Source organism: Neisseria cinerea, from assembly GCF_900475315.1.
Taxonomy (GTDB): Bacteria; Pseudomonadota; Gammaproteobacteria; order Burkholderiales; family Neisseriaceae; genus Neisseria; species Neisseria cinerea.
In genome coordinates, this window is the sequence record NZ_LS483369.1 from 1,406,044 (window position 1) to 1,426,183 (window position 20,140).

The 20,140-nt window shown below is 54.5% G+C and carries 18 protein-coding genes, 3 tRNA genes and 1 riboswitch; of the genes, 8 read left to right on the plus strand and 13 right to left on the minus strand.

Annotated elements, in window-relative coordinates; translation table 11 throughout:
* Window positions 1–37 precede the first annotated feature (37 nt).
* Window positions 38–1,027 (minus strand): NAD(P)H-dependent glycerol-3-phosphate dehydrogenase, encoded by a 990-nt coding sequence (locus DQM57_RS07270; RefSeq protein WP_108044244.1) that lies wholly within the window; start codon window positions 1,025–1,027, stop codon window positions 38–40.
* 122 nt (window positions 1,028–1,149) lie between these two features.
* Complete coding sequence (gene ppc, locus DQM57_RS07275; protein WP_111727386.1) at window positions 1,150–3,852, minus strand: phosphoenolpyruvate carboxylase; 2,703 nt, start codon at window positions 3,850–3,852, stop codon at window positions 1,150–1,152.
* Between the two features lie 204 nt (window positions 3,853–4,056).
* On the opposite strand from ppc, the gene DQM57_RS07280 reads away from it, so the two are divergent.
* Window positions 4,057–4,827: a HesA/MoeB/ThiF family protein gene (locus DQM57_RS07280; protein ID WP_111727387.1), complete on the plus strand. Its 771-nt coding sequence runs from the start codon at window positions 4,057–4,059 to the stop codon at window positions 4,825–4,827.
* Between the two features lie 211 nt (window positions 4,828–5,038).
* Here the strand turns inward: DQM57_RS07280 and DQM57_RS07285 are convergent, their stop codons facing one another.
* The 4 genes from DQM57_RS07285 to tldD form a co-directional block, all read right to left on the minus strand.
* The gene (locus DQM57_RS07285; RefSeq protein ID WP_107860469.1) at window positions 5,039–5,263 is read right to left on the minus strand and encodes a SlyX family protein; all 225 of its coding nucleotides are present in this window, start codon (window positions 5,261–5,263) and stop codon (window positions 5,039–5,041) included.
* Entirely contained in the window at window positions 5,264–6,652 is a 1,389-nt protein-coding gene (locus tag DQM57_RS07290) for a Na+/H+ antiporter family protein (RefSeq protein ID WP_107860468.1), read from the minus strand.
* A 101-nt stretch (window positions 6,653–6,753) separates the two neighbouring features.
* The gene (prmC, locus tag DQM57_RS07295; protein WP_108044248.1) at window positions 6,754–7,575 is read right to left on the minus strand and encodes a peptide chain release factor N(5)-glutamine methyltransferase; all 822 of its coding nucleotides are present in this window, start codon (window positions 7,573–7,575) and stop codon (window positions 6,754–6,756) included.
* Window positions 7,576–7,637: 62 nt separating this feature from the next.
* On the minus strand, window positions 7,638–9,122 hold the full coding sequence (gene tldD, locus DQM57_RS07300) for a metalloprotease TldD (RefSeq protein WP_373279800.1): 1,485 nt from the start codon (window positions 9,120–9,122) through the stop codon (window positions 7,638–7,640).
* Between the two features lie 74 nt (window positions 9,123–9,196).
* Window positions 9,197–9,300, plus strand: a riboswitch (TPP riboswitch).
* Between the two features lie 65 nt (window positions 9,301–9,365).
* Between tldD and cytX the strand changes: the two genes are divergently transcribed.
* The 6 genes from cytX (at window position 9,366) to DQM57_RS07335 (ending at window position 14,201) form a co-directional block, all read left to right on the plus strand.
* Window positions 9,366–10,601: a putative hydroxymethylpyrimidine transporter CytX gene (gene cytX / locus DQM57_RS07305; RefSeq protein WP_111727388.1), complete on the plus strand. Its 1,236-nt coding sequence runs from the start codon at window positions 9,366–9,368 to the stop codon at window positions 10,599–10,601.
* Window positions 10,598–11,692: an FAD-dependent oxidoreductase gene (locus DQM57_RS07310; RefSeq protein ID WP_111727389.1), complete on the plus strand. Its 1,095-nt coding sequence runs from the start codon at window positions 10,598–10,600 to the stop codon at window positions 11,690–11,692. The genes cytX and DQM57_RS07310 overlap by 4 nt, the downstream gene beginning before the upstream one ends.
* A gap of 51 nt (window positions 11,693–11,743) precedes the next feature.
* Window positions 11,744–12,202: a methyltransferase family protein gene (locus tag DQM57_RS07315; RefSeq protein ID WP_111727390.1), complete on the plus strand. Its 459-nt coding sequence runs from the start codon at window positions 11,744–11,746 to the stop codon at window positions 12,200–12,202.
* 112 nt (window positions 12,203–12,314) lie between these two features.
* Window positions 12,315–12,932, plus strand: coding sequence for a thiamine phosphate synthase (gene thiE / locus DQM57_RS07320; RefSeq protein ID WP_111727391.1), 618 nt, complete (start codon window positions 12,315–12,317; stop codon window positions 12,930–12,932).
* A gap of 210 nt (window positions 12,933–13,142) precedes the next feature.
* Window positions 13,143–13,337 carry a sulfur carrier protein ThiS gene (gene thiS / locus DQM57_RS07330; protein ID WP_108044254.1) on the plus strand — a complete coding sequence of 65 codons (195 nt, stop codon included), beginning with the start codon at window positions 13,143–13,145 and terminating at the stop codon, window positions 13,335–13,337.
* 75 nt (window positions 13,338–13,412) lie between these two features.
* Window positions 13,413–14,201, plus strand: coding sequence for a thiazole synthase (locus tag DQM57_RS07335; RefSeq protein WP_111727392.1), 789 nt, complete (start codon window positions 13,413–13,415; stop codon window positions 14,199–14,201).
* A 450-nt stretch (window positions 14,202–14,651) separates the two neighbouring features.
* Here DQM57_RS07335 and DQM57_RS07340 read toward each other — a convergent pair whose 3' ends face one another.
* The 6 genes from DQM57_RS07340 to DQM57_RS07365 all read right to left on the minus strand — a co-directional run bounded on the left by DQM57_RS07340 (window position 14,652) and on the right by DQM57_RS07365 (window position 18,306).
* Window positions 14,652–15,515, minus strand: coding sequence for a cell division protein (locus tag DQM57_RS07340; RefSeq protein ID WP_108044256.1), 864 nt, complete (start codon window positions 15,513–15,515; stop codon window positions 14,652–14,654).
* A gap of 11 nt (window positions 15,516–15,526) precedes the next feature.
* Window positions 15,527–17,305, minus strand: coding sequence for a bifunctional biotin--[acetyl-CoA-carboxylase] ligase/type III pantothenate kinase (locus DQM57_RS07345; RefSeq protein ID WP_111727393.1), 1,779 nt, complete (start codon window positions 17,303–17,305; stop codon window positions 15,527–15,529).
* On the minus strand, window positions 17,302–17,808 hold the full coding sequence (gene rfaE2 / locus DQM57_RS07350) for a D-glycero-beta-D-manno-heptose 1-phosphate adenylyltransferase (protein WP_111727394.1): 507 nt from the start codon (window positions 17,806–17,808) through the stop codon (window positions 17,302–17,304). The genes DQM57_RS07345 and rfaE2 overlap by 4 nt, the downstream gene beginning before the upstream one ends.
* A gap of 215 nt (window positions 17,809–18,023) precedes the next feature.
* Window positions 18,024–18,099 (minus strand) — tRNA-His (locus tag DQM57_RS07355).
* Window positions 18,100–18,127: 28 nt separating this feature from the next.
* Window positions 18,128–18,204, minus strand: a tRNA-Arg gene (locus DQM57_RS07360).
* A 24-nt stretch (window positions 18,205–18,228) separates the two neighbouring features.
* Window positions 18,229–18,306 (minus strand) — tRNA-Pro (locus tag DQM57_RS07365).
* A gap of 222 nt (window positions 18,307–18,528) precedes the next feature.
* Here DQM57_RS07365 and folD point away from each other — a divergent pair.
* Entirely contained in the window at window positions 18,529–19,383 is an 855-nt protein-coding gene (gene folD, locus DQM57_RS07370; protein ID WP_108044258.1) for a bifunctional methylenetetrahydrofolate dehydrogenase/methenyltetrahydrofolate cyclohydrolase FolD, read from the plus strand.
* A 60-nt stretch (window positions 19,384–19,443) separates the two neighbouring features.
* Here folD and DQM57_RS07375 read toward each other — a convergent pair whose 3' ends face one another.
* Window positions 19,444–20,028 carry an RDD family protein gene (locus DQM57_RS07375; RefSeq protein ID WP_111727395.1) on the minus strand — a complete coding sequence of 195 codons (585 nt, stop codon included), beginning with the start codon at window positions 20,026–20,028 and terminating at the stop codon, window positions 19,444–19,446.
* Between the last annotated feature and the right edge of the window lie 112 nt (window positions 20,029–20,140).

Sequence of the window (20,140 nt, forward strand, 5' to 3'; positions counted from 1 at the left end):
ATGCCGTCTGGGGTTTCAGACGGCATCTGTTTGTTGTTTATTCGAAACGTGCGCTGCGTTCCATCAGTCTTTCGACAACCTGTTGCGGGGTCATTTCCTTACGGATGAGTTGCAGCAAGGTTTGGGTAATCGGCATGTCAATTTGGTACTTACAGGCAGTATTGAAGACTTCTTCTATCGTGCTGACCCCTTCTGAAACGTGCCCGATTTCGACAAGCACCTGATGCAGTTCCTTACCTTCTGCCAAACCCAAACCGACGCGACGGTTGCGTGAGAGTGCGCCGGTACAGGTCAAGATGAGATCGCCGATACCGGCCAGCCCCATCATGGTTTTGGGCTGTGCGCCCATTGCGGAGGCAAGGCGGGTGATTTCGGCCAGTCCGCGTGTAACCAGCGCGGCACGGGCGTTAAGCCCATACTCTAGACCGTCGGATAATCCGGTGGCAATCGCCATAACATTTTTTACCGCGCCGCCAACCGCCACGCCGATAACGTCGGTACTACCGTAAAGCCGCATGACCGAAGTGTTGAGTTGGGGGACAAGTTCCTCGACCCATTCTTGGTTTTCGGAAGCGAGAACGACGGCACAGGGCAGTTGTTTGGCCAGTTCCTGTGCAAAACTCGGACCGGAGAGTACGCCGATTTTCTTATTATCGGGCAATACTTCTTTCAATACTTGGAAGGTCAGCAGCCCGGTATCCTGCTCAAATCCTTTGCAGGCGGCTAGAATCGGAAGATGTCCTGCATTGTATTGCTTCAACAGTTCCGCGCTGCTTCTCAAACCTGCGACAGAAGTAACAATCAACACCAGCCCGCTGTCTTGCAACGCCTCTGCCAAATCCGTACACACTTCCAGCGTTTCAGGAAAGGGGAAACCGGGCAGCCCGTGCTTGTTTTCACGTTCTTCCTTCATTTGGCGGACTTGATCTGCGTTGCGCGTCCATAGGGATACGCGGTTGCCGTGTTGGGAAAAATGTAGGGCAAGCGCCGTACCCCACGAACCTGCGCCGATAACGGTAATTTTCATTGGTCGTCTTTCAACATATCACTGCCGTTCACTTTAAAACAATCGCTGTTTCTCTGCAAGTGCAGACAGGGAAATGCCGTCTGAAAGGCGTTCAGACGGCATTTTATCCCGAAACGGCACAATCAACCGGTATTGCGCAAACCTTGCGCTACGCCGTTGATGGTCAGGTGAACCATCAGCAGCGCGTGCGGATTGTCGGGCTCTTTGCGCAGGCGTTTGAGCATGGCGACCTGCAGGCCGTTGAGGGCGTTCAAATATGGAATCCTCAAGGCGAGCGAACGGGCAAGGCTGCGGTTATTGCGCAGGAGCTCTTCGGTTTGCAGCAGGTCGAGCAGAGCTTTACGGCTGCGTTGGTATTCTTCCTTAATCATGCCGAAGATGACGGCGGCTTTTTCCGGCGATTCGCTCAAGCCGGCGTAGTTTTCCGCCAAGGTGATGTCGGTTTTCGCCATCACTTGTTCCATATTGGAGAGCATAGCTTGAAAGAACGGGTTGCTTTGGGCGTGTTCGCGCAGGGCGGCGAGGGTTTCGGGTTTGCCTTCGCACAAGGTTTCTACTGCGCTGCCGAAACCGTACCAAGCCGGCAGCATGAGGCGGTTTTGCATCCATGAGAATACCCACGGAATTGCGCGCAAGTCCTGAATCCGCGCCAAGGTTTTACGGCTGGCGGGACGGCTGCCTAGGTTGAGGGTGGCAATTTCCTGAATCGGGCTGGTTTGCAGGAAGTAGTCGATGAAGTCAGGGTGGGTAATCAGTTCGCGGTAGTATTTGAACGATACGTCCGACAATGCCTGCATGAGCGCAGGTTCGGGGTCTTTTTGATCGGGCAGTAGGCTGGCTTCAAGTGTTGCGGCAACAAGGGTTTCGAGGTTGCGCACGGCGTTGCCGGGGTCGGCGTATTTGGCGGTGATGACTTCGCCTTGCTCAGTGATGCGGATTTGTCCGGCCACGCTGCCTGCCGGTTGGGCGAGAATGGCTTGGTAAGACGGGCCGCCGCCGCGTCCGACGCTGCCGCCGCGTCCGTGGAACAGGCGCATGCGGACATCGTATTTTTTGAAGAGTTCGACCAAGCCCAACTCTGCCTGATACAGACACCATGAGCTGGTAACGTAGCCGCCGTCCTTGTTGGAGTCGGAGTAGCCCAGCATGATTTCTTGGATATTGCCGCGGCTTTCGAGCAAGGCATCATACCAGTCGAGGCGGAACATGGTTTCCATCACCGGGCAGGCGTTTTCAAGCGCTTCGATGGTTTCAAACAGAGGCACGATATTGATGCGGCTTTGCGGTTTGCCGTTTTCTACCACCAGCAGGCCGCTTTCTTTCAGCAGCAATGCCAAGGCGAGCAGGTCGCTGGGTTGTTCGCAGTTGGAAATAATGCTTTGCGTAACGGCATCTTCGCCGAATTCGTCTTTGATTTTGCGCGCTTCGTTGAAAATCGCCAGTTCGTGGCGGGTATGGTCGCTGTATGTGATGAACGGGCTGTACAGCGGGCGTTGATGGCTCAATTCGCGCAACAGGGCGGCTTGTTTTTGCTCTTCGTTCAGGCTGTTGTAGTCTTCCAAGCCTGCGTGTTGGAAAAGCTCGGCAACCACATCGGCGTGTTTGCCTGCATGTTGGCGCAGGTCGAGCGGCATCATGTGGAAGCCGAACACGGACACGGAACGGATGAGGTCTGCCAAACGACCTTCGGCAAGCAGGCGGCTGCCGTTGTCGATAAGGGAACGTTGCAATTTTTTCAAATCATCGAGAAATTCTTGGGCCGAAGCATAAGGCTCGAGAAAGCCGAATTTGCAGCCCATGCCCAAACCAAGCGCGCGTGCTTTGCCCAAGGCGCGCGCCATGATGTAGGCGATGGCGCGGCGGTAGGGTTCTTCGGTACGGGCGATTTCTTCATCGGGAGATTCGTCGGATAACGCCATCACATCGCCGTTGACTTTGACGCGGCGGATGGAGAGCGGCAACTCGCGGTAAAGTTTGTCGAGTTCGCTGCGGTAAAAACGGAACACGGCATCGGCATGGCGGCGGAAGGCAAAGCGCAGGGTTTCGGCAGAAACGAACGGATTGCCGTCGCGGTCGCCGCCGATCCAGCCGCCGATTTTCAGGATGTCGGGAACGTCCACATCGGGATATGCCGTCTGAAAGTCGCGTTCCATATTGCGGTAGAGTTTGGGCAGGGCTTCGAAAAAGCTCATCGGGAAGATGGACACGCCGTTGTTGATTTCGTCGTTGACGCTGAGTTTGTGGTGGCGCGTTTCGCTGGTCTGCCATAAGCCCAGCAGGATAGTGTCGATTTCACGGCGCAGCGCGGTCAGCGCATCGGCGTTGGCGCAGCGTTCCCGACGGGGCAACAGGGCGCGGATACGGCGGTTGAAGCTCAAAACGGTTTGACGTTGCACTTCGGTCGGATGCGCGGTCAAGACGGCGGTAACGGCCGTATTGTCCAGCTGCTGTTGCACCGTTTTGCCGTTGATTTTTCCGGCTCTGAGCTTGCGTACCGTTTCCGCCAGGCTGCCTTCCGCACCGCTGCTGCCCGCATCTTCATAAACCTGACGGCGGCGTTCGTGATGCACGTCTTCGGCAATGTTCAAAATTTGTGCGAACAGTCCGCAGGCAAGCGTCAGGTCGTGGGTTTGCTGTTCGTCCAGTTGCGGCAAAACCTTCTCAATCAGTGCCGCGCTATCGTCCGAAGTGGACAGCAGCTTGACCGTTTCCACCACCAACGGCGAGGCTTCCTCGTGAAGAAGGTTGAACAACGACTGTTTTAAAAATTCCGCGTCTGCCGCTAATGCCGCATCCTTCGGATTATTCAGGATATGCAGTTGCATGATTTTTCTCTCTCGTTTGCCGTAAATATTGTAAATGTACCTCAAATGCCGCATCCGTGCCAAAACGTTTCACCCTCGTACGGGGGCAGCACGCCCTAAACCATTTATACTTTAATTATCTTTCTCCCGAAATGCCGTCTGAAGTTGAAAACGCGATACCGACGGCGGTAAAATCGGCCGACCGATTCCAGACCCGACTTTTCCATGAATACCACCCGACACGACCCCGACGACGAATTCCTGCTGCGGTACAGCCGGCACATCCTTCTGGACGAAATCGGCATCGAAGGGCAGCAAAAGCTCTCCGACGCGCATATTTTTGTCGTCGGATGCGGCGGTTTGGGTGCCGCCGCACTGCCCTACCTTGCCGCTTCGGGTGTCGGTACGCTGACCATAGCCGATTTCGACATGGTCGAACTGCACAACCTGCAACGTCAGGTTGCATTTGACGAGGGCGACGTCGGCAAACCCAAAACCGAAGCCTTGGCAGACCGTCTGTGCCATATCAACCATACCGTCGATGTCCGCACCGTCAACGAAAAACTCGACGGCAGCCGCCTAACCGATTTGGCTCAAACTGCCGACATCGTTTTAGACTGCTGCGACAACTATGCCACACGGCAGGCGGTCAACCGTGCCTGCGTGCAGGCGAAAACACCCCTGGTTTCAGGAGCGGCGGTACGCTTTGAAGGGCAACTTGCCGTGTACCGTCCCGACTTACCCAACTCGCCGTGTTATGCCTGCCTGTTCGACGGCGGATCGGCTTCAGACGGCATCTGTTCCCTTTTCGGCGTATTCTCGCCGCTGGTCGGCATCATCGGCTGCACGCAGGCGGAGGAGGCACTGAAAATCCTGCTGGATGCAGGCGAACCGTCACAAGGCAGGCTGGCGGTTTACCGTGCCTTGGAAGGAGGGTGGCGGTATTTCGACCTGCCGCGCAACCCCGAATGCCCGGTTTGCGGCTCGACGCGATAAACCGTGCCGCCGCTCACATTATGCACCGGCGTGCGGTTGCCGCCGGCAAAACGTGTGCCGTAAACCGCAACCGTTTACCGTAAACAAACCCCTATTTCCCCAAAAAACGAGTTGCGCCTTTTCCGGGCGTATTTCCCAAACGTTTGCCCATTCCACTCTCTGCACGCAAAATGCCGTCTGAAAAAGATTTCAGACGGCATTTGGATGTGTATCAATAATGCGGGGGAATCTCATCGCGCAGGGAATACGGCTCTTGCGCGTCGGAATTTTTGTCTTGCAGCTTGCCGTACAAAAGCCTCAACTGAGCCTGCTGCAAATCCAACGTCTGCCGTAATTCCGCCACCATCGCGTTCAGGCCGGTAATCACGTCCTCCTGAAGCGCAGATTGGATTTCCAGTTCGACAATACGGCACTCCAGCCCTTCAAGCCCATCCATTTACAGCACCATCGCGGCAATCCAACCGGCAATCAGCAGCGGGATGTTGTAGTGGAGAAAGGTCGGAATGACGGAATCCCGGATATGGTCGTGTTGTCCGTCAACGTTTAAGCCCATGGTCGGGCCCAGCGTCGAATCGGACGCGGGCGAACCGGCATCGCCCAACGCACCCGCCGTACCGACAATAGAGACTGTGGCAAGCGGCGAAAAGCCCAGACTGATACACAACGGTACATAAATCGCGGCAATAATGGGCAAAGTGGAAAAGGACGAACCGATACCCATGGTTACCAACAGCCCCACCAGCAGCATGGCCAATGCCGCCATGCCTTTGTTGCCGCCGAACATCGCCATGCTGCTTTCGACCAGCGGCTGGATGTGTCCGGTCGCACTCATAACAGCGGCAAAACCCTGTGCCGCAATCATGATAAAACCGACCATGGCCATCATCTTGATGCCTTCCCCGAAGACATCGCTGGCCTTGTTGCGGTTGATTACGCCCAACATCATAAATACGGCGAAACCGAGCATCGCCCCCAACACCAGCGAATCTTCGTACATCAGCTGGATGGCAAAACATACGGCAATGGCGATGGCCGCAACCAGACTGCGGTATGAAGACGCCTGAGGTTGGTTTGCCGCATCGGCATTGCCCGCCGCATCGGTGTCATTGCTTTGATACAGGCGAGGCTTGCGGTAATGTACAAACGACAGCAGGAGTCCGGTTACCATACCCAATGCAGGGATAGCCATTGCCGCCATAACGTTGATGTTTTTAACGTCGAGTTCCGGCGCGGCGGAATGTATGTTGCCCAACAGAATTTCATTTAAGAAAATCGCACCGAAGCCGTAAGGTAGAAACATATAGGTCGTAACCAGACCGAAAGTGATGACGCATGCAACCAGTCGGCGGTCGACCTTCAGGCGGTTGAACACCAAAAGCAGCGGGGGGACAATCATCGGAATAAAGGCAATATGGATAGGCACGACGTTCTGGCTCATGATGCCCATCACCAAGATGATGGAAAGCAGCATCCATTTAACCGCACCTTCTCCCGAACGCACGCTGTCGGGCATACTGCTCCGGTTCAATTTGCGGATAATCGCACCCGCAAGCTGTTGAGGCAGTCCCGAATGGGTGATTGCCATGGCAAACGCGCCGAGCATGGCATAAGAGAGCGCAATTTTCGCGCCGCCTTCCAAGCCTTTGTTAAATACGGGGATAATCCCCGCCTGACTAACCTGTCCGGCCGCATCGGTTATATTTTGCAGCGGCATACCTGCCACCACGCCGCCGACAAATGCACCGACCGTCAAACTCAATACCACATGCACGCGCGACAGCGACAGCACCAACATGACGATTACGGCGATTACGACTGCATTCATCTTCGTTTCTCCTTATTTTTTTCTCCAAAAATTAAAATAAAATTTACATATCAAAACCCATCATAACCCAATAACGGAAAAACCGCCAATTATGTAAACACTTATTTCAAATGCTTCATATATTTCCCAAACGTAACCCTGTCCAGCCCAGCCAGGTCGGTCAAGGTTTCCACTTCCGTAAACCCATGTGCCACCAACACGCCGCGCACCGCACCGCCCTGATTGAATCCGTGTTCCAACAGCAGAAACCCGCCGTCTACCAGATACTTTGGCGCACCCTCCGCCAACGCCCTGATGCAGCTCATGCCGTCTGAAAAATCGGTCAGCGCGTTTTTCGGCTCAAACCGCAAATCCCCTTGAGAAAGATGAATGTCGCCGTTTTCAATATAAGGCGGGTTGGAAACGATGACATCCCATTGCCTTTCAGACGGCATATCGGTGTCGAACCAGGAACCGTGTGCAAACTCGACCGCCGCACCCAAATCTGCCGCGTTCTTCCTGGCGGTTTCGAGTGCGCTCAGACTGATGTCGGATGCGCGGACGAAGGCATCCGGGCGTTCGAGTGCGACGGTAAGGGCAACCGCGCCGCTGCCCGTCCCCAAATCCCATATACTGCCACATTCCGGCAAACGTCCGATGGCCGCATCGACCAGATGTTCGGTTTCGGGACGCGGAATCAACACGCTCGGATTGACCGTAAAGCGTCTGCCATAAAATTCGCGCACACCTAAAATATAGGCAACCGGCTCGCCGTTCAGACGGCGTTGCACCAGCATATCCGCATGCTGACGGACGCTGTCGGGCATTTCGTCCCCACCACGGGTAACCAGCTCGATGCGGCTGTATCCGCCGGCGTGCTGCAACAGCATCCGCGCTTCGTTTTTGGGCAAAGGGTTTAAGCGAAGCCATTGATCGGGAGTCATATTTTCCTTTCATGGAAAATGCCGTCTGAAAGGTTTCAGACGGCATTTCGTGTTGGTCTGTTTCAGATTTCGCTACCGCCGACGGTCAGTCCGGCATCAATCCGCAAGGTCGGTTGCCCCACGCCGACAGGGACGCTCTGCCCTTCTTTGCCGCACACGCCGACACCGCTATCCAACGCAGTATCGTTGCCTATCATGGAGACGTGTTTCAGCACTTCGGGGCCGTTGCCGATAATGGTCGCGCCTTTGACGGGATATTGCAGTTTGCCGCCTTCCACCCACCACGCTTCGGATGCGCTGAACACGAACTTGCCACTGGTAATGTCCACTTGTCCGCCGCCGAAGTTGACGGCGTAAATGCCTTTGTCGATGGACGCGATGATTTCGTCGGGTTCGTAGCCGCCGTTTTCCATAAAGGTGTTGGTCATGCGCGGCATAGGAACGGAGGCGTAGCTTTCGCGGCGGCCGTTGCCGGTGGATTGCGTACCCGTCAGGCGGGCGTTGGTTTCGTCCTGCATATAGCCGACCAAAATACCGTCTTCAATCAATACGGTGCGGCGGGTTTCATTGCCTTCGTCGTCGATATTGAGCGAACCGCGTCTGTCGGCAATATCGCCTTGATCCACAACGGTAACGCCTTTGGCGGCCACGCGCTCGCCAATTCGGCCGGAGAAAACGCTGGTTTCTTTGCGGTTGAAATCGCCTTCCAAACCATGTCCGACCGCTTCGTGCAGCAACACGCCCGGCCAGCCGTTGCCCAAAACGACGGTCATCTCGCCGGCAGGCGCAGGACGGGATTCGAGATTAATCAGGGCTTGTTTGACGGCGGAATCGACAAACTGCCGCACGAGGGTTTCATCGAAATAAGCCAAGTCGTAGCGTCCGCCGCCGCCCGCGCTGCCCTGTTCGCGCCTGTCGCCCTGTTTGGCGATGACGGTAACGTTCAGGCGCACCATCGGACGGATATCCGCGGCGTGTTTACCGTCCAGACGGGCGATGTACACCATGTCGTATTCGCAGGTCAAACCGGCCATCACTTGCACGATACGCGGATCGGCGGCTTTGGCCAGCGTTTCGACTTTGTTCAACAACGCGACTTTGGCAGCGGAATCAAGGCTGGCAATAGGATCCATCGCCATGTGGACAGGCTTGCCGTAGGCAGGTGTCGGCACTTTGACGCTGGCCTCGCCGCCGGTCGCACCAATCACGCGCACGGCTTTGGCAGAGCGGTTGATCGAATCGATACACAGGCTGTCGGCGTAGGCAAAAGCAGTTTTATCGCCCGAAACGGCACGAACGCCCACACCCTGATCGATTTGGAAGCTGCCCGATTTGACGATGCCTTCTTCCAAATGCCAACTTTCATAGGCGGTGCGCTGACAATAAATGTCGGCATAATCGACATGGTTGGCGCCGATAATGCTCAGGCTTTGGGCGAGCAAATCGGGAGAAAGATGGTTGGCTTCGAGCAAATCTCGCTGTACGGCATAATAGGTTTGATGCATGGTGTCGGGACATAGAAAATCAGTGGGCTGATTATACGGCATTTGTTATTAAAATGTATCGTGCCGCCTGAAATGTAAGATTTTTGCCAACGCCCCCTGCTTTTGTGTACACTTAAAGCTTCTTGTCGGAGTGCCGCCGCCGGGCGGCTGAGATTGCGAAAGCAAAATCCGTAGAACCTGTCGGGGTAATGCCTGCGTAGGAAACAAACCTTCCCTGCCCGTTCGGGCTTGCGTTCCCTTTTCCGCACTTCCCCGCCCACCTTCCTTCTTTTTAAAGGACGTCATATGTCGGGCAATATTTCACAACAACCTTCGTCTGCCGCCTCCGCTGCCGGCATCGGGCTGATTTGGTTCGGCGCGGCGGTATCGATTGCCGAAATCAGCACGGGCACACTGCTCGCCCCCTTGGGCTGGCAACGCGGTTTGGCGGCACTGCTGCTCGGCCATGCCGTCGGCGGCATATTGTTTTTCGCGGCGGCATATATCGGTGCATTCACGCAAAAAAGCGCGATGGAAAGCATACGCCTGTCGTTCGGCACAGGCGGTTCCGTCTTATTTTCGGCGGCGAACGTGCTGCAATTGGTCGGCTGGACGGCCGTCATGATTTATTCGGGTGCGGCGGCAAGTTCCGCACTGGGCAAAATGCTCTGGCAAAACGGATCGTTTTCCTGGTGGGCTTTTACCAACGGCGCGCTGATTGTCTTGTGGCTGATTTTCGGCGCACGCAAAACAGGCTGGCTGAAAACCGGTTCGATGGTGCTGATGCTGTTGGCGGTTCTGTGGCTGAGTGCCGAAGTCTTTTCCACGGCAGGCAGCACCGCCGCACAAGTTTCAGACGGCATGAGCTTCGGAACGGCAGTCGAACTGTCCGCCGTCATGCCGCTTTCCTGGCTGCCGCTGGCCGCCGACTACACACGCCAAGCACGCCGCCCGTTTGCGGCAACCCTGACGGCAACGCTCGCCTATACGCTGACGGGCTGCTGGATGTATGCCTTAGGTTTGGCAGCGGCGTTGTTCACCGGAGAAACCGATGTGGCAAAAATCCTGTTGGGCGCGGGCTTGGGCATAACGGGCATTCTGGCAGTCGTCCTGTCGACCGTTACCACCACTTTTCTCGATGCTTACTCCGCCGGCGTAAGTGCCAACAATATTTCCGCCAAACTTGCGGAAACACCCGTCGCCGTCGCCGTCACCGTTGTCGGCACACTGCTTGCCGTCCTCCTGCCCGTTACCGAATATGAAAACTTCCTCCTCTTGATCGGCTCGGTATTTGCGCCGATGGCGGCAGTTTTGATTGCCGACTTCTTCGTCTTAAAACGACGGGAGGAAGTAAAAGGCTTTGATGTTGTCGGACTGGCCTTATGGCTGGCCGGCTTCATCCTCTACCGCTCCCTGCTGTCGGCAGGCTGGGAAAGCAGCATCGGCCTGACCGCGCCCGTAATGTCTGTCGTTGCCATTGCCACCATACCGGTGCGCCTTTTCTTTAAAAAAACCCAATCTTTACAAAGGAACCCGTCATGACCCGTATCGCCATCCTCGGCGGCGGCCTCTCAGGAAGGCTGACCGCACTGCAACTTGCAGAACAAGGTTATCAGATTGCACTTTTCGACAAAGGCACCCGCCAAGGCGGACACGCCGCCGCTTATGTTGCCGCCGCCATGCTCGCGCCTGCGGCGGAAGCAGTCGAAGCCACGCCTGAAGTCATCAAACTGGGCAGGCAGAGCATTCCGCTTTGGCGCAACATCAGAGGCCGTCTGAAAACGCCTGCCATGATGCAGGAAAACGGCAGCCTGATTGTGTGGCACGGGCAGGACAAACCATTATCTAGCGAGTTCGTCCGCCATCTCAAACGCGGCGGCGTGGCGGATGACGAAATCGTCCGTTGGCGCGCCGACGACATCGCCGAACGCGAACCGCAACTCGGCGGACGTTTTTCAGACGGCATCTACCTGCCGACCGAAGGCCAGCTCGACGGGCGGCAAATATTGTCTGCACTTGCCGACGCTTTGGACGAACTGAACGTCCCTTGCCATTGGGAACACGAATGTGCCCCCGAAGACCTGCAAGCCCAATACGACTGGCTGATCGACTGCCGCGGCTACGGCGCAAAAACCGCTTGGAACCAAGCCCCCGAACACACCAGCACCTTGCGCGGCATACGCGGCGAAGTGGCGCGGGTTTACACACCCGAAATCACGCTCAACCGCCCCGTGCGTCTGCTCCATCCGCGTTATCCGCTCTACATCGCCCCGAAAGAAAACCACGTCTTCGTCATCGGCGCGACCCAAATCGAAAGCGAAAGCCAAGCCCCTACCAGCGTGCGTTCCGGGCTGGAACTTTTATCCGCGCTTTATGCCGTCCATCCTGCCTTCGGCGAAGCCGACATCCTCGAAATCGCCACCGGCCTGCGCCCCACGCTCAACCACCACAACCCCGAAATCCGTTACAACCGCGCCCGACGCCTGATTGAAATCAACGGCCTTTTCCGTCACGGCTTCATGATTTCCCCCGCCGTAACCGCCGCCGCCGTCAGATTGGCAGTGGCACTGTTTGACGGAAAAGACGCACCCGAACGTGATGAAGAAAGCGGTTTGGCGTATATTGGAAAATAAGCTTGAGGTCGTCTGAAAACGTCGCGTTATCAGTTTTATAAAAGTAACAATATGAATTTAGAAACCAAAATTCCGCCGCCAGCGATATGTTTTATTTGTGCGTTGTTGATGTACATCTCTGCACAAGTGTCGGCATTGGCCGGCATATTGCCGCGCTTTCCTATATTGCTGTCGGTTGTTTTCATGGTGTTTGGGACTCTGTTGAGCGTATTAGGTGTGTGGGCGTTTCGCCGTGTGCGCACGACCGTCAGCCCACTCAACCCCGAACAAACCGAACACTTCGTTTCAGACGGCGTGTACCGCTTCAGCCGCAACCCGATGTATGCGGGTATGGGCTGTTGGCTGGTTGCATGGGCAGGCTATATGGCGCACCCGCTGCCGTGGTTGTTTTTGGCTGCATTTGTTGTCTATATGACACGCTTTCAAATCATGCCCGAAGAACGCGTTTTGGCGCGAAAATTCGGTGCCGAGTACGAAGCGTACTGCCGACACGTCCGCCGTTGGTTATAAAAGCGAAAGCTTCCCATCAAGTATCGCCCGTCTTCTGCTCTACGGCATGAATGTGAATACCCGATGTTTTAGACGACCTTTATTGCTCCGTAAGAAATGAAAAGGACACCCCATGACCTTCCCACCCCTAAAATCCCCGCTTAAACTCTACGCCGTTGTTCCCACCGCCGATTGGGTCGAGCGCATGGTCAAAGCAGGTGCCGACACGGTGCAACTGCGCTGCAAAACCTTGTATGACGATGAATTAAAACGTGAAATCGCCCGCTGCGTCGCCGCCTGTCAGGGCAGCCGTACGCAGCTTTTCATCAACGACCACTGGCGCGAGGCGATAGAAGCGGGCGCATACGGCGTGCATCTCGGACAGGAAGACATGGACACCGCCGACCTTGCCGCCATCGCCGCCGCCGGTTTACGTTTGGGTTTGAGTACGCACTCCGTCGCCGAACTCGACCGCGCCTTGTCCGTACATCCCAGCTATGTCGCCAGCGGCGCGATTTTCCCGACCACGACCAAACAAATGCCCACCGCTCCGCAAGGTTTGGACAAACTGCGCGAATATGTGAAACAGGCAGGCAGCACGCCCGTCGTCGCCATCGGCGGCATCGATTTGAACAACGCCCGAGCCGTCCTTGCCACTGGTGTTTCCTCACTCGCCGTCGTCCGTGCCGTGACCGAAGCCGAAAATCCCGAAGCCGTGGTTAAAGCGTTTCAGGCTTTGTGGGATGAATGAGGCCGTCTGAAAAACCAATTTCAGATGGTCTAAGAAAGCGAAAAAGATTCAATTTACCGTGTAGGCAAAACTTAGCCCGCTATATAGTGGATTAAATTTAAATCAGGACAAGGCGACGAAGCCGCAGACAGTGCAGATAGTACGGCAAGGCGAGGCAACACCGTACTGGTTTAAAGTTAAGCCACTATAAATACAGAAAATCGAGAAAACATGAATATCATCTTAAACGGCGAACCCGCCGAACTTCGCGGCAAAACCGTTGCCGACCTCATCGCCCAAACCGCGCCGCAACAACCTTTTGCCGTCGCCGTGAATACCGGATTTGTCGCCAAAGGCACGTATGCGGAAACGGTTTTGAACGAAAACGACAAAGTCGATATTGTGCGGCCGGTAGTCGGCGGCTGAATGCCATCTGAAACCCCAAAGGCACGCCGCCGGCTTTCAGACGGCATCGTATCCCAAACATATCAAGGAATTTTTATGCTCACCCTATACGGAGAAACTTTCCCTTCACGGCTGTTGCTCGGCACGGCTGCCTACCCGACCCCTGAAATCCTCAAACAATCCGTCCGTATCGCCCAACCCGCGATGATTACCGTCTCGTTGCGCCGCGCAGGAAGCAGAGGTGAGGCACACGGTCAGGGATTTTGGTCGCTATTGGAAGAAAGCGGCGTGCCCGTACTGCCGAACACAGCAGGCTGCCAAAGCGTGCAGGAAGCGGTAACGACGGCGCAGATGGCGCGTGAAGTGTTTGAAACCGATTGGATCAAACTCGAGCTCATCGGCGACGACGACACCTTGCAGCCGGATGTATTCCAGCTTGTCGAAGCGGCGGAAATCCTGATTAAAGACGGCTTCAAAGTACTGCCTTATTGCACCGAAGACCTGATTGCCTGCCGCCGCCTGCTCGACGCGGGCTGTCAGGCGTTGATGCCGTGGGCAGCTCCCATCGGCACGGGTTTGGGCGCGGTTCACGCCTACGCGCTGAACGTCCTGCGCGAACGCCTGCCCGACACGCCGCTGATTATCGATGCGGGCTTGGGTTTGCCCTCGCAGGCGGCGCAAGTGATGGAATGGGGGTTTGACGGCGTATTGCTGAACACCGCCGTTTCCCGCAGCGGCGACCCCGTCAACATGGCGCGCGCCTTCGCGTTCGCCATCGAATCCGGGCGGCTGGCATTTGAAGCCGAACCGGTCGAGGCTCGCACCAAAGCGCAAGCCAGTACGCCGACCGTAGGTCAGCCGTTTTGGCATTCGGCGGAATATTGAAAAAGGCAGCGAAAATGCCGTCTGAAATGTGTTCAGACGGCATTTGTGTTTTCAGGATACCGATAGTTTGCGGCTCACTTGCGGTAAAGGCATACGATAGGTAGACCTTGATATCCCGGCGTGAACCTTTATTAGGAAACGGGTACATAAAATATACTGGACATCGTGCGCGCACCCTTTACAAAATATTTAATTTCTTTATTTTCATCATATTACAGAAAATATGTATTTATTTCTGATTTTTTATTGATAATTATTATTATTAGCGTATAATTAAAACCACTCGGAAGTCGTCAATTCCGAACCATTAAACACCGTATTCCCCATAATTCACTTTCACACTTGGAGTCTGCATATACGAGACATACATTCCCTTTTTATATATCAGATACTCAAAACCGAAATGCCAAACCCACCGTAAAGGTGGGTTTGGCATTTCTCCGTCTGCGGTTATTTGCAAGACTTAAAGTTCAGGCTCCCGTATGGGGACGTAATCTTGCGGATTTCGCGCGCGTCTTCATCATTAACGCCGGAAAACAAAACCGTCATGCGCGATACACTTAAGGATTCGTCCTGACCGTCGGATTCGGCAAAATGTTCGACAATGCGCGCACCTCCAAACCCCGCGCCGGCAAGCCGGTTTTGTAGCGTTTGGGCATTTTGGCGGCTGTTGCTCACACCCAGGCTCAATTCACCGTTAAGCGGTACGGCGTTAAAGCCTTGGGCAGACAATTCGGCCACCTGTCCTTCGGCATTGCCGGAAAGAGGCAGGACGACACGGTAGGTCTTGCCTCCGGGTTTTCTTTTGGCAGTGCGTTTTTCGACACTCCGGCTAGCAACGTGCGACCATTTGCCCAGAAGACCTTTAATCCGATGGTAGTCGTCTTCATCCATCGTGAGGCTTGCCTGAGCCGAACATGAAGCACGTCCATCCGGTGCGGCATTCATTTCACCGTTTTCCCCCTCTTCGCCTGCCTTTTCGGCGGCGAGTTTTTCTCGGCGTGCTTTTTCTTCACGCTGTTTTTTCTCCCTCAGTTTTTTCTGTTCCGCTTCTTTTTTCAAGCGCAACTGCTCTGCCTGTTCTTCGGTCAAAATATCGCTTGCACCAAGCAGTACGCCTGTATCCGATTCAGATGCCGTCTGAACGTCTGGCTCGTATTCCGGGGCTTCTAAAGCAACGGGACCGGTTGCCGGCATACTTTCGACAGCCTGTGTTTCCGATACGCTTGCCTGCTTCGGGGTCAGTTTGTAGCCTACCGTACCGCCGAATACGGCAATATTAATCGCAACCAAAAGGATAAATAGCCATTTCATCTCTGTATTCCCTAAATATGTTCATATTCCCTGCCTTCGGCGGCAATCATGTTCAACAACCCGTAAATAACGAGGTTGTCGACAACGCGCACGGTATTGGCTTCTAAAAACGCAGACGGCATGGCTTCTGCGACTTTTGCCGCACCGCCGCCGGTAATGATGACATCGACAGGCTTGCCTGCCCCGATTTTTTCTTTCAAACGGCCGTGCATCATCATAACCGAACCGCAAACCGCATCCATCATACCGCTGGCGACGGCATTACCCGTCGTGGTCGGAAACGGATAAACTTTACCGACAGGACGGTTTAGATTGGCCGTTTTGACGGCAAGCGATTCTTTCATTAGATGGAAACCGGGCATGATGGTTCCGCCGAGATAATGCCCGTCATCGGTGAGCGCATCAACCGTTACCGCTGTGCCGCAGCTGACGACGACGCAGGCATTTCGGCTGAAACGGCGGCTGCCCAATGCGTTAAACCAACGGTCGGAACCATGTTCTTCGGGATGACGGTAGTGATTGCGTATGCCCAAAGCCTGAGCGGAAGACGGCAGCCATTCGATTGTACTTGCAAGCTGTTCCTGAACCTGTGCCTTTTTTGATTCCCCGCACACGGCGCAACCGACAATACGGACACGGCCATCCGCCCTTTCCGCCCACTCCGCGCCCAAACGGGACAAATCACGGTACGGTGCACGGCTGACTGCTGTAAATATGCCGTTTTCCACCCATGCCCACTTGAGCTGGCTGTTACCGCCGTCCAACAGCAAAAAACGTTCCGGTTCCCGCTTTCTCGGAACAGAGACCGGCCTATCGTCGGGACGCAGGCTGATTTCTCCGCTGACTACGGTTTGCCTGCCGTCTCCGGTATCCAGATGCAATATACCTTTCTCGTCCACACCGCTGACCGTACCTTCGCAAACGGTTTCGCCGTCGCGCAAAAGCAATACTGCCTTGCCGTGATCGCGGTTGGCCGTTTCATATTCCTTTAAAAATGGTGCAAACCCTTCTTCCGCATATTGTTCCAACACCGCATCCAACTCGGCCAACAACGTTTCCAACAACACGGTGGCATCCGCATTACCACGCTGCAATGCCGTCTGAAACAGCGATTGCACGGAAGCGGCATTTTCGACTTCCTTGGGCAGGACAAAATTGATGCCGATACCGATGACGGCAACCGTCTTGCCACCGACCCTGACCGTTTCGATAAGGATGCCGCCCAATTTATCGCGCCCGACAACCAAATCATTGGGCCACTTAATCTGTACATCCAAACCTAAACGCAACAAAGCTCGGCGGCACGCCACTGCCGTTGCCAGCGACAGCGAACCCAACTCATACTGCGGCCGGTCAAACACCCAGCCGAAACTGAACATCAGGCACTCGCCCAAACGGTGCGACCATTTCCTCCCCTGCCGCCCCCTGCCCTTACTTTGCAGATGAGCCACGCATAAGGCCTTATGTACTTTGTCCGGAGAAATCCGCGCCAGCTCCAGTATCTCATCGTTGCTGGAAACGCACTCGTGTTTCAATGCTGCCTGAAAACCCGACTTTTCCCCTAAAATACGCAAATTTTCAGCATTAAAAACCGCCAGCGGGCGCACCAGCCGCCAATAACCGTCATGCTGGCGCAGCAGTCCTCGTATATGCGCCGGCATCTGCTGCCAAAAACCGTTCAACTGATGCGGCCTCATATCCGCCATACGCGCCAGTTGCGAGACGTGTTGCGGCAAACCACCAGCAAGTTCTGCCAAAATCCGCCATTGCCGGGATTTTAAAACCATCATTTCCAACCCTCTGACGCACGGATTTTCTCCAGCGTTCCGGTTGTCGACGTTTGATGCAGGAAAGGAATCGAAAACACCTTACCTCCGCGCGCCAGCGTTTCCGCCGACCCGACAATCTTATCCACGGTCCAATCGCCGCCCTTGACTAAGACCTCTGGTCTGACTGCCTCTATCAAAGCCGCCGGCGTATCCTCGTCAAACCATGTAACCAAATCCACACTTTCCAACGCGGCGACAACGGCGGCACGGTTTTCCAAACTATTGATGGGACGGTCGCCCCCCTTACCCAAACGGCGTACCGAAGCATCCGTATTCAAAGCCAGAATCAGGGCAGCCCCTTTCGAACGCGCCTGCGCCAGATAAGTAACATGACCGCGATGAAGGATGTCGAAACAGCCGTTGGTAAACACCAGCGGGCGCGGCAACCGAGCCAACCGTTCGGACAATGCCTCAGGCGGACAGATTTTCGATTCAAAATCAGGAACAGACCAATGGCCAACCATCAAAGCCTCCGACAGAAACCATAAAAGACAGAAAAGCTACATGATACAGAAGCATATACGAAAGGCAAAGCCGAAGGCACACATGCCCCATCTAAAATACCCTTTCCCCACAGGGAAAACAGCTTCAGACGGCATATCCGCCGCACCAATATGACTGATGCAAATAATGAGCACAAACGGAAAAAGACCTGTACTGAAAAGTACAGGTCTTTATCTGGGGTGGCTGATGGGGCTCGAACCCACGACAACCGGAATCACAATCCGGGGCTCTACCAACTGAGCTACAGCCACCATAAAAACAGTTTGCAATCAAAAATCTTGGCACGCCCGACAGGAATCGAACCTGTAACCCCCGACTTAGAAGGTCGGTGCTCTATCCGGTTGAGCTACGGGCGCTCATGCCGATTCGTGCTGGTTGATTGGTCGGGGCGGTGGGATTCGAACTCACGACCCTCTGCTCCCAAAGCAGATGCGCTAACCGGGCTGCGCTACGCCCCGACTTGAAGTTTTGAATTGTACATACGGACGGAAAACACGTCAACGCTTATTTTTAAAATCCTAATAAAATCTATTTAGTATTTTGATTTGTAAAAATATTTAACCAGATTCAAAATCCAAGCTCCATTTCCGGATAAATTTATTTTCGGCATCCTGCTGTAAAAATATACGGAAAATGCGATAATTTTTAGCAATTTCTACCTGTTTAATAAAAGGACGGACATGTCGGCACAATTAATCAACGGTAAAGAAGTTTCACAAAAGCGTTTGGAAGCGGTAGCCGAAGCTGTGGCGAAACGCCAACGCGACAGCCTGCATACGCCTTGTCTGGCCGTGGTTTTAGTCGGAGACGACCCTGCCAGCGCGGTTTATGTGCGCAACAAGAAAACAGCCTGCCAAAAATGCGGCATCAAATCGCTGTCGTACGAGCTGCCCGAAAAAACGCCGCAGGAAGAACTGTTGGCACTGGTTGACCGGTTAAATGCCGATCCCGAAATAGACGGCATCTTGGTTCAGCTGCCCCTGCCGAAGCACCTCGACAGCCAGGCGGTTTTAGAACGTATTTCGCCGGATAAGGACGTGGACGGTTTCCATCCTTACAATGTGGGCAGGCTTGCAGTCAAAATGCCGCTGATGCGCCCGTGTACGCCCAAGGGCGTGATGACGCTCTTGGAAGCTTACGGCATTGATCCGAAGGGGAAAAAAGCGGTCGTGGTCGGCGCATCCAATATCGTCGGCCGTCCGCAGGCACTGGAACTGCTGCTGGCGCGTGCAACGGTAACAATCTGCCACAGTGCGACCGAAAATCTGGAGGATGAAGTTGCCGGGGCCGATATCCTTGTCGTCGGCGTAGGCATTCCGAACTTTGTCAAAGGCGAATGGATCAAACCCGGCGCGGTCGTTATTGATGTGGGCATCAACCGTCTGGACGACGGCAGCCTGTGCGGCGACGTGGAATTTGAAACGGCAAAAGAACGGGCGGCGATGATTACGCCTGTTCCCGGCGGTGTGGGCCCGATGACAATCGCCACATTAATGGAAAATACCCTGCACGCTGCTTCCCTGCACGATATGTAAGTATCAGGGAAATAAAAATGCCGTCTGAAAAGCCTTTCAGACGGCATTTTGTATGGCTGTTTATCCGGGCAGCTTGACGACAACCGTATCCGCCATCATGTCGTAAAGCGTGCGGCGGTCGCGTTTGATCATAAAAAGCAGGACAAAGTTGGCAAGAAATGCCAGCAGGTTGATGGCGTTTTCTCCGTTTTCACCTGCTATAAGACCGATAATGGCGGCAATAATGGCAACCAAAACCGACCATGCGATTTCGCGTACCAAAACCGTACCGACAAAACCGGGATTACGTCCGTCAGTTTTCAATACCCTGATTTTCATGATTTTCTTACCCAATGACTGCCCATCCCTGCTCATATAGTAGATTTGGACGACGGTATAAACCAAAATGGCGGCCAACCCGATCCAAAACGATGCCATACCTGCCAACAGTCCGAATATTTCCTCACTGTCTCCGATTCTGCCTTCATGCTTGACGGCGAAGACAATCAGTCCGACAAACGGCACCAACAAAACCAAAAAGGTAAACAATTGGTTCAGCAAGGCCGCAAGTATCCTGTCTCCGGCACCGGCAACCGTTACCTCGATTTCCTGAATGTCAGACCTGCCGACACTGGCCGCACCGATATAGTTGTTTCTTTCTTCCATGTCTCTTCCTGATAATGGTTCTTAACTAACTCCGATTCTACCGTTCTGACACCGAAAACGCCAATATTTAAAGAAATCCCGATAAAGAACTTTACATTTTCTTAAGACGGCG

Excerpts from the sequence above, each read along its gene's own strand:
- rfaE2 (WP_111727394.1), bottom strand. The coding sequence starts at position 17,808 with ATGGTTGGCCATTGGTCTGTTCCTGATTTTGAATCGAAAATCTGTCCG.
- DQM57_RS07375 (WP_111727395.1), bottom strand. The coding sequence starts at position 20,028 with ATGGAAGAAAGAAACAACTATATCGGTGCGGCCAGTGTCGGCAGGTCT.
- tldD (WP_373279800.1), bottom strand. The coding sequence starts at position 9,122 with ATGCCGTATAATCAGCCCACTGATTTTCTATGTCCCGACACCATGCAT.
- folD (WP_108044258.1), top strand. The coding sequence starts at position 18,529 with ATGTCGGCACAATTAATCAACGGTAAAGAAGTTTCACAAAAGCGTTTG.
- prmC (WP_108044248.1), bottom strand. The coding sequence starts at position 7,575 with ATGACTCCCGATCAATGGCTTCGCTTAAACCCTTTGCCCAAAAACGAA.
- DQM57_RS07280 (WP_111727387.1), top strand. The coding sequence starts at position 4,057 with ATGAATACCACCCGACACGACCCCGACGACGAATTCCTGCTGCGGTAC.
- ppc (WP_111727386.1), bottom strand. The coding sequence starts at position 3,852 with ATGCAACTGCATATCCTGAATAATCCGAAGGATGCGGCATTAGCGGCA.
- DQM57_RS07290 (WP_107860468.1), bottom strand. The coding sequence starts at position 6,652 with ATGAATGCAGTCGTAATCGCCGTAATCGTCATGTTGGTGCTGTCGCTG.
- DQM57_RS07310 (WP_111727389.1), top strand. The coding sequence starts at position 10,598 with ATGACCCGTATCGCCATCCTCGGCGGCGGCCTCTCAGGAAGGCTGACC.
- DQM57_RS07315 (WP_111727390.1), top strand. The coding sequence starts at position 11,744 with ATGAATTTAGAAACCAAAATTCCGCCGCCAGCGATATGTTTTATTTGT.
- DQM57_RS07285 (WP_107860469.1), bottom strand. The coding sequence starts at position 5,263 with ATGGATGGGCTTGAAGGGCTGGAGTGCCGTATTGTCGAACTGGAAATC.
- DQM57_RS07340 (WP_108044256.1), bottom strand. The coding sequence starts at position 15,515 with ATGAAATGGCTATTTATCCTTTTGGTTGCGATTAATATTGCCGTATTC.
- DQM57_RS07270 (WP_108044244.1), bottom strand. The coding sequence starts at position 1,027 with ATGAAAATTACCGTTATCGGCGCAGGTTCGTGGGGTACGGCGCTTGCC.
- thiE (WP_111727391.1), top strand. The coding sequence starts at position 12,315 with ATGACCTTCCCACCCCTAAAATCCCCGCTTAAACTCTACGCCGTTGTT.
- cytX (WP_111727388.1), top strand. The coding sequence starts at position 9,366 with ATGTCGGGCAATATTTCACAACAACCTTCGTCTGCCGCCTCCGCTGCC.
- thiS (WP_108044254.1), top strand. The coding sequence starts at position 13,143 with ATGAATATCATCTTAAACGGCGAACCCGCCGAACTTCGCGGCAAAACC.
- DQM57_RS07335 (WP_111727392.1), top strand. The coding sequence starts at position 13,413 with ATGCTCACCCTATACGGAGAAACTTTCCCTTCACGGCTGTTGCTCGGC.
- DQM57_RS07345 (WP_111727393.1), bottom strand. The coding sequence starts at position 17,305 with ATGATGGTTTTAAAATCCCGGCAATGGCGGATTTTGGCAGAACTTGCT.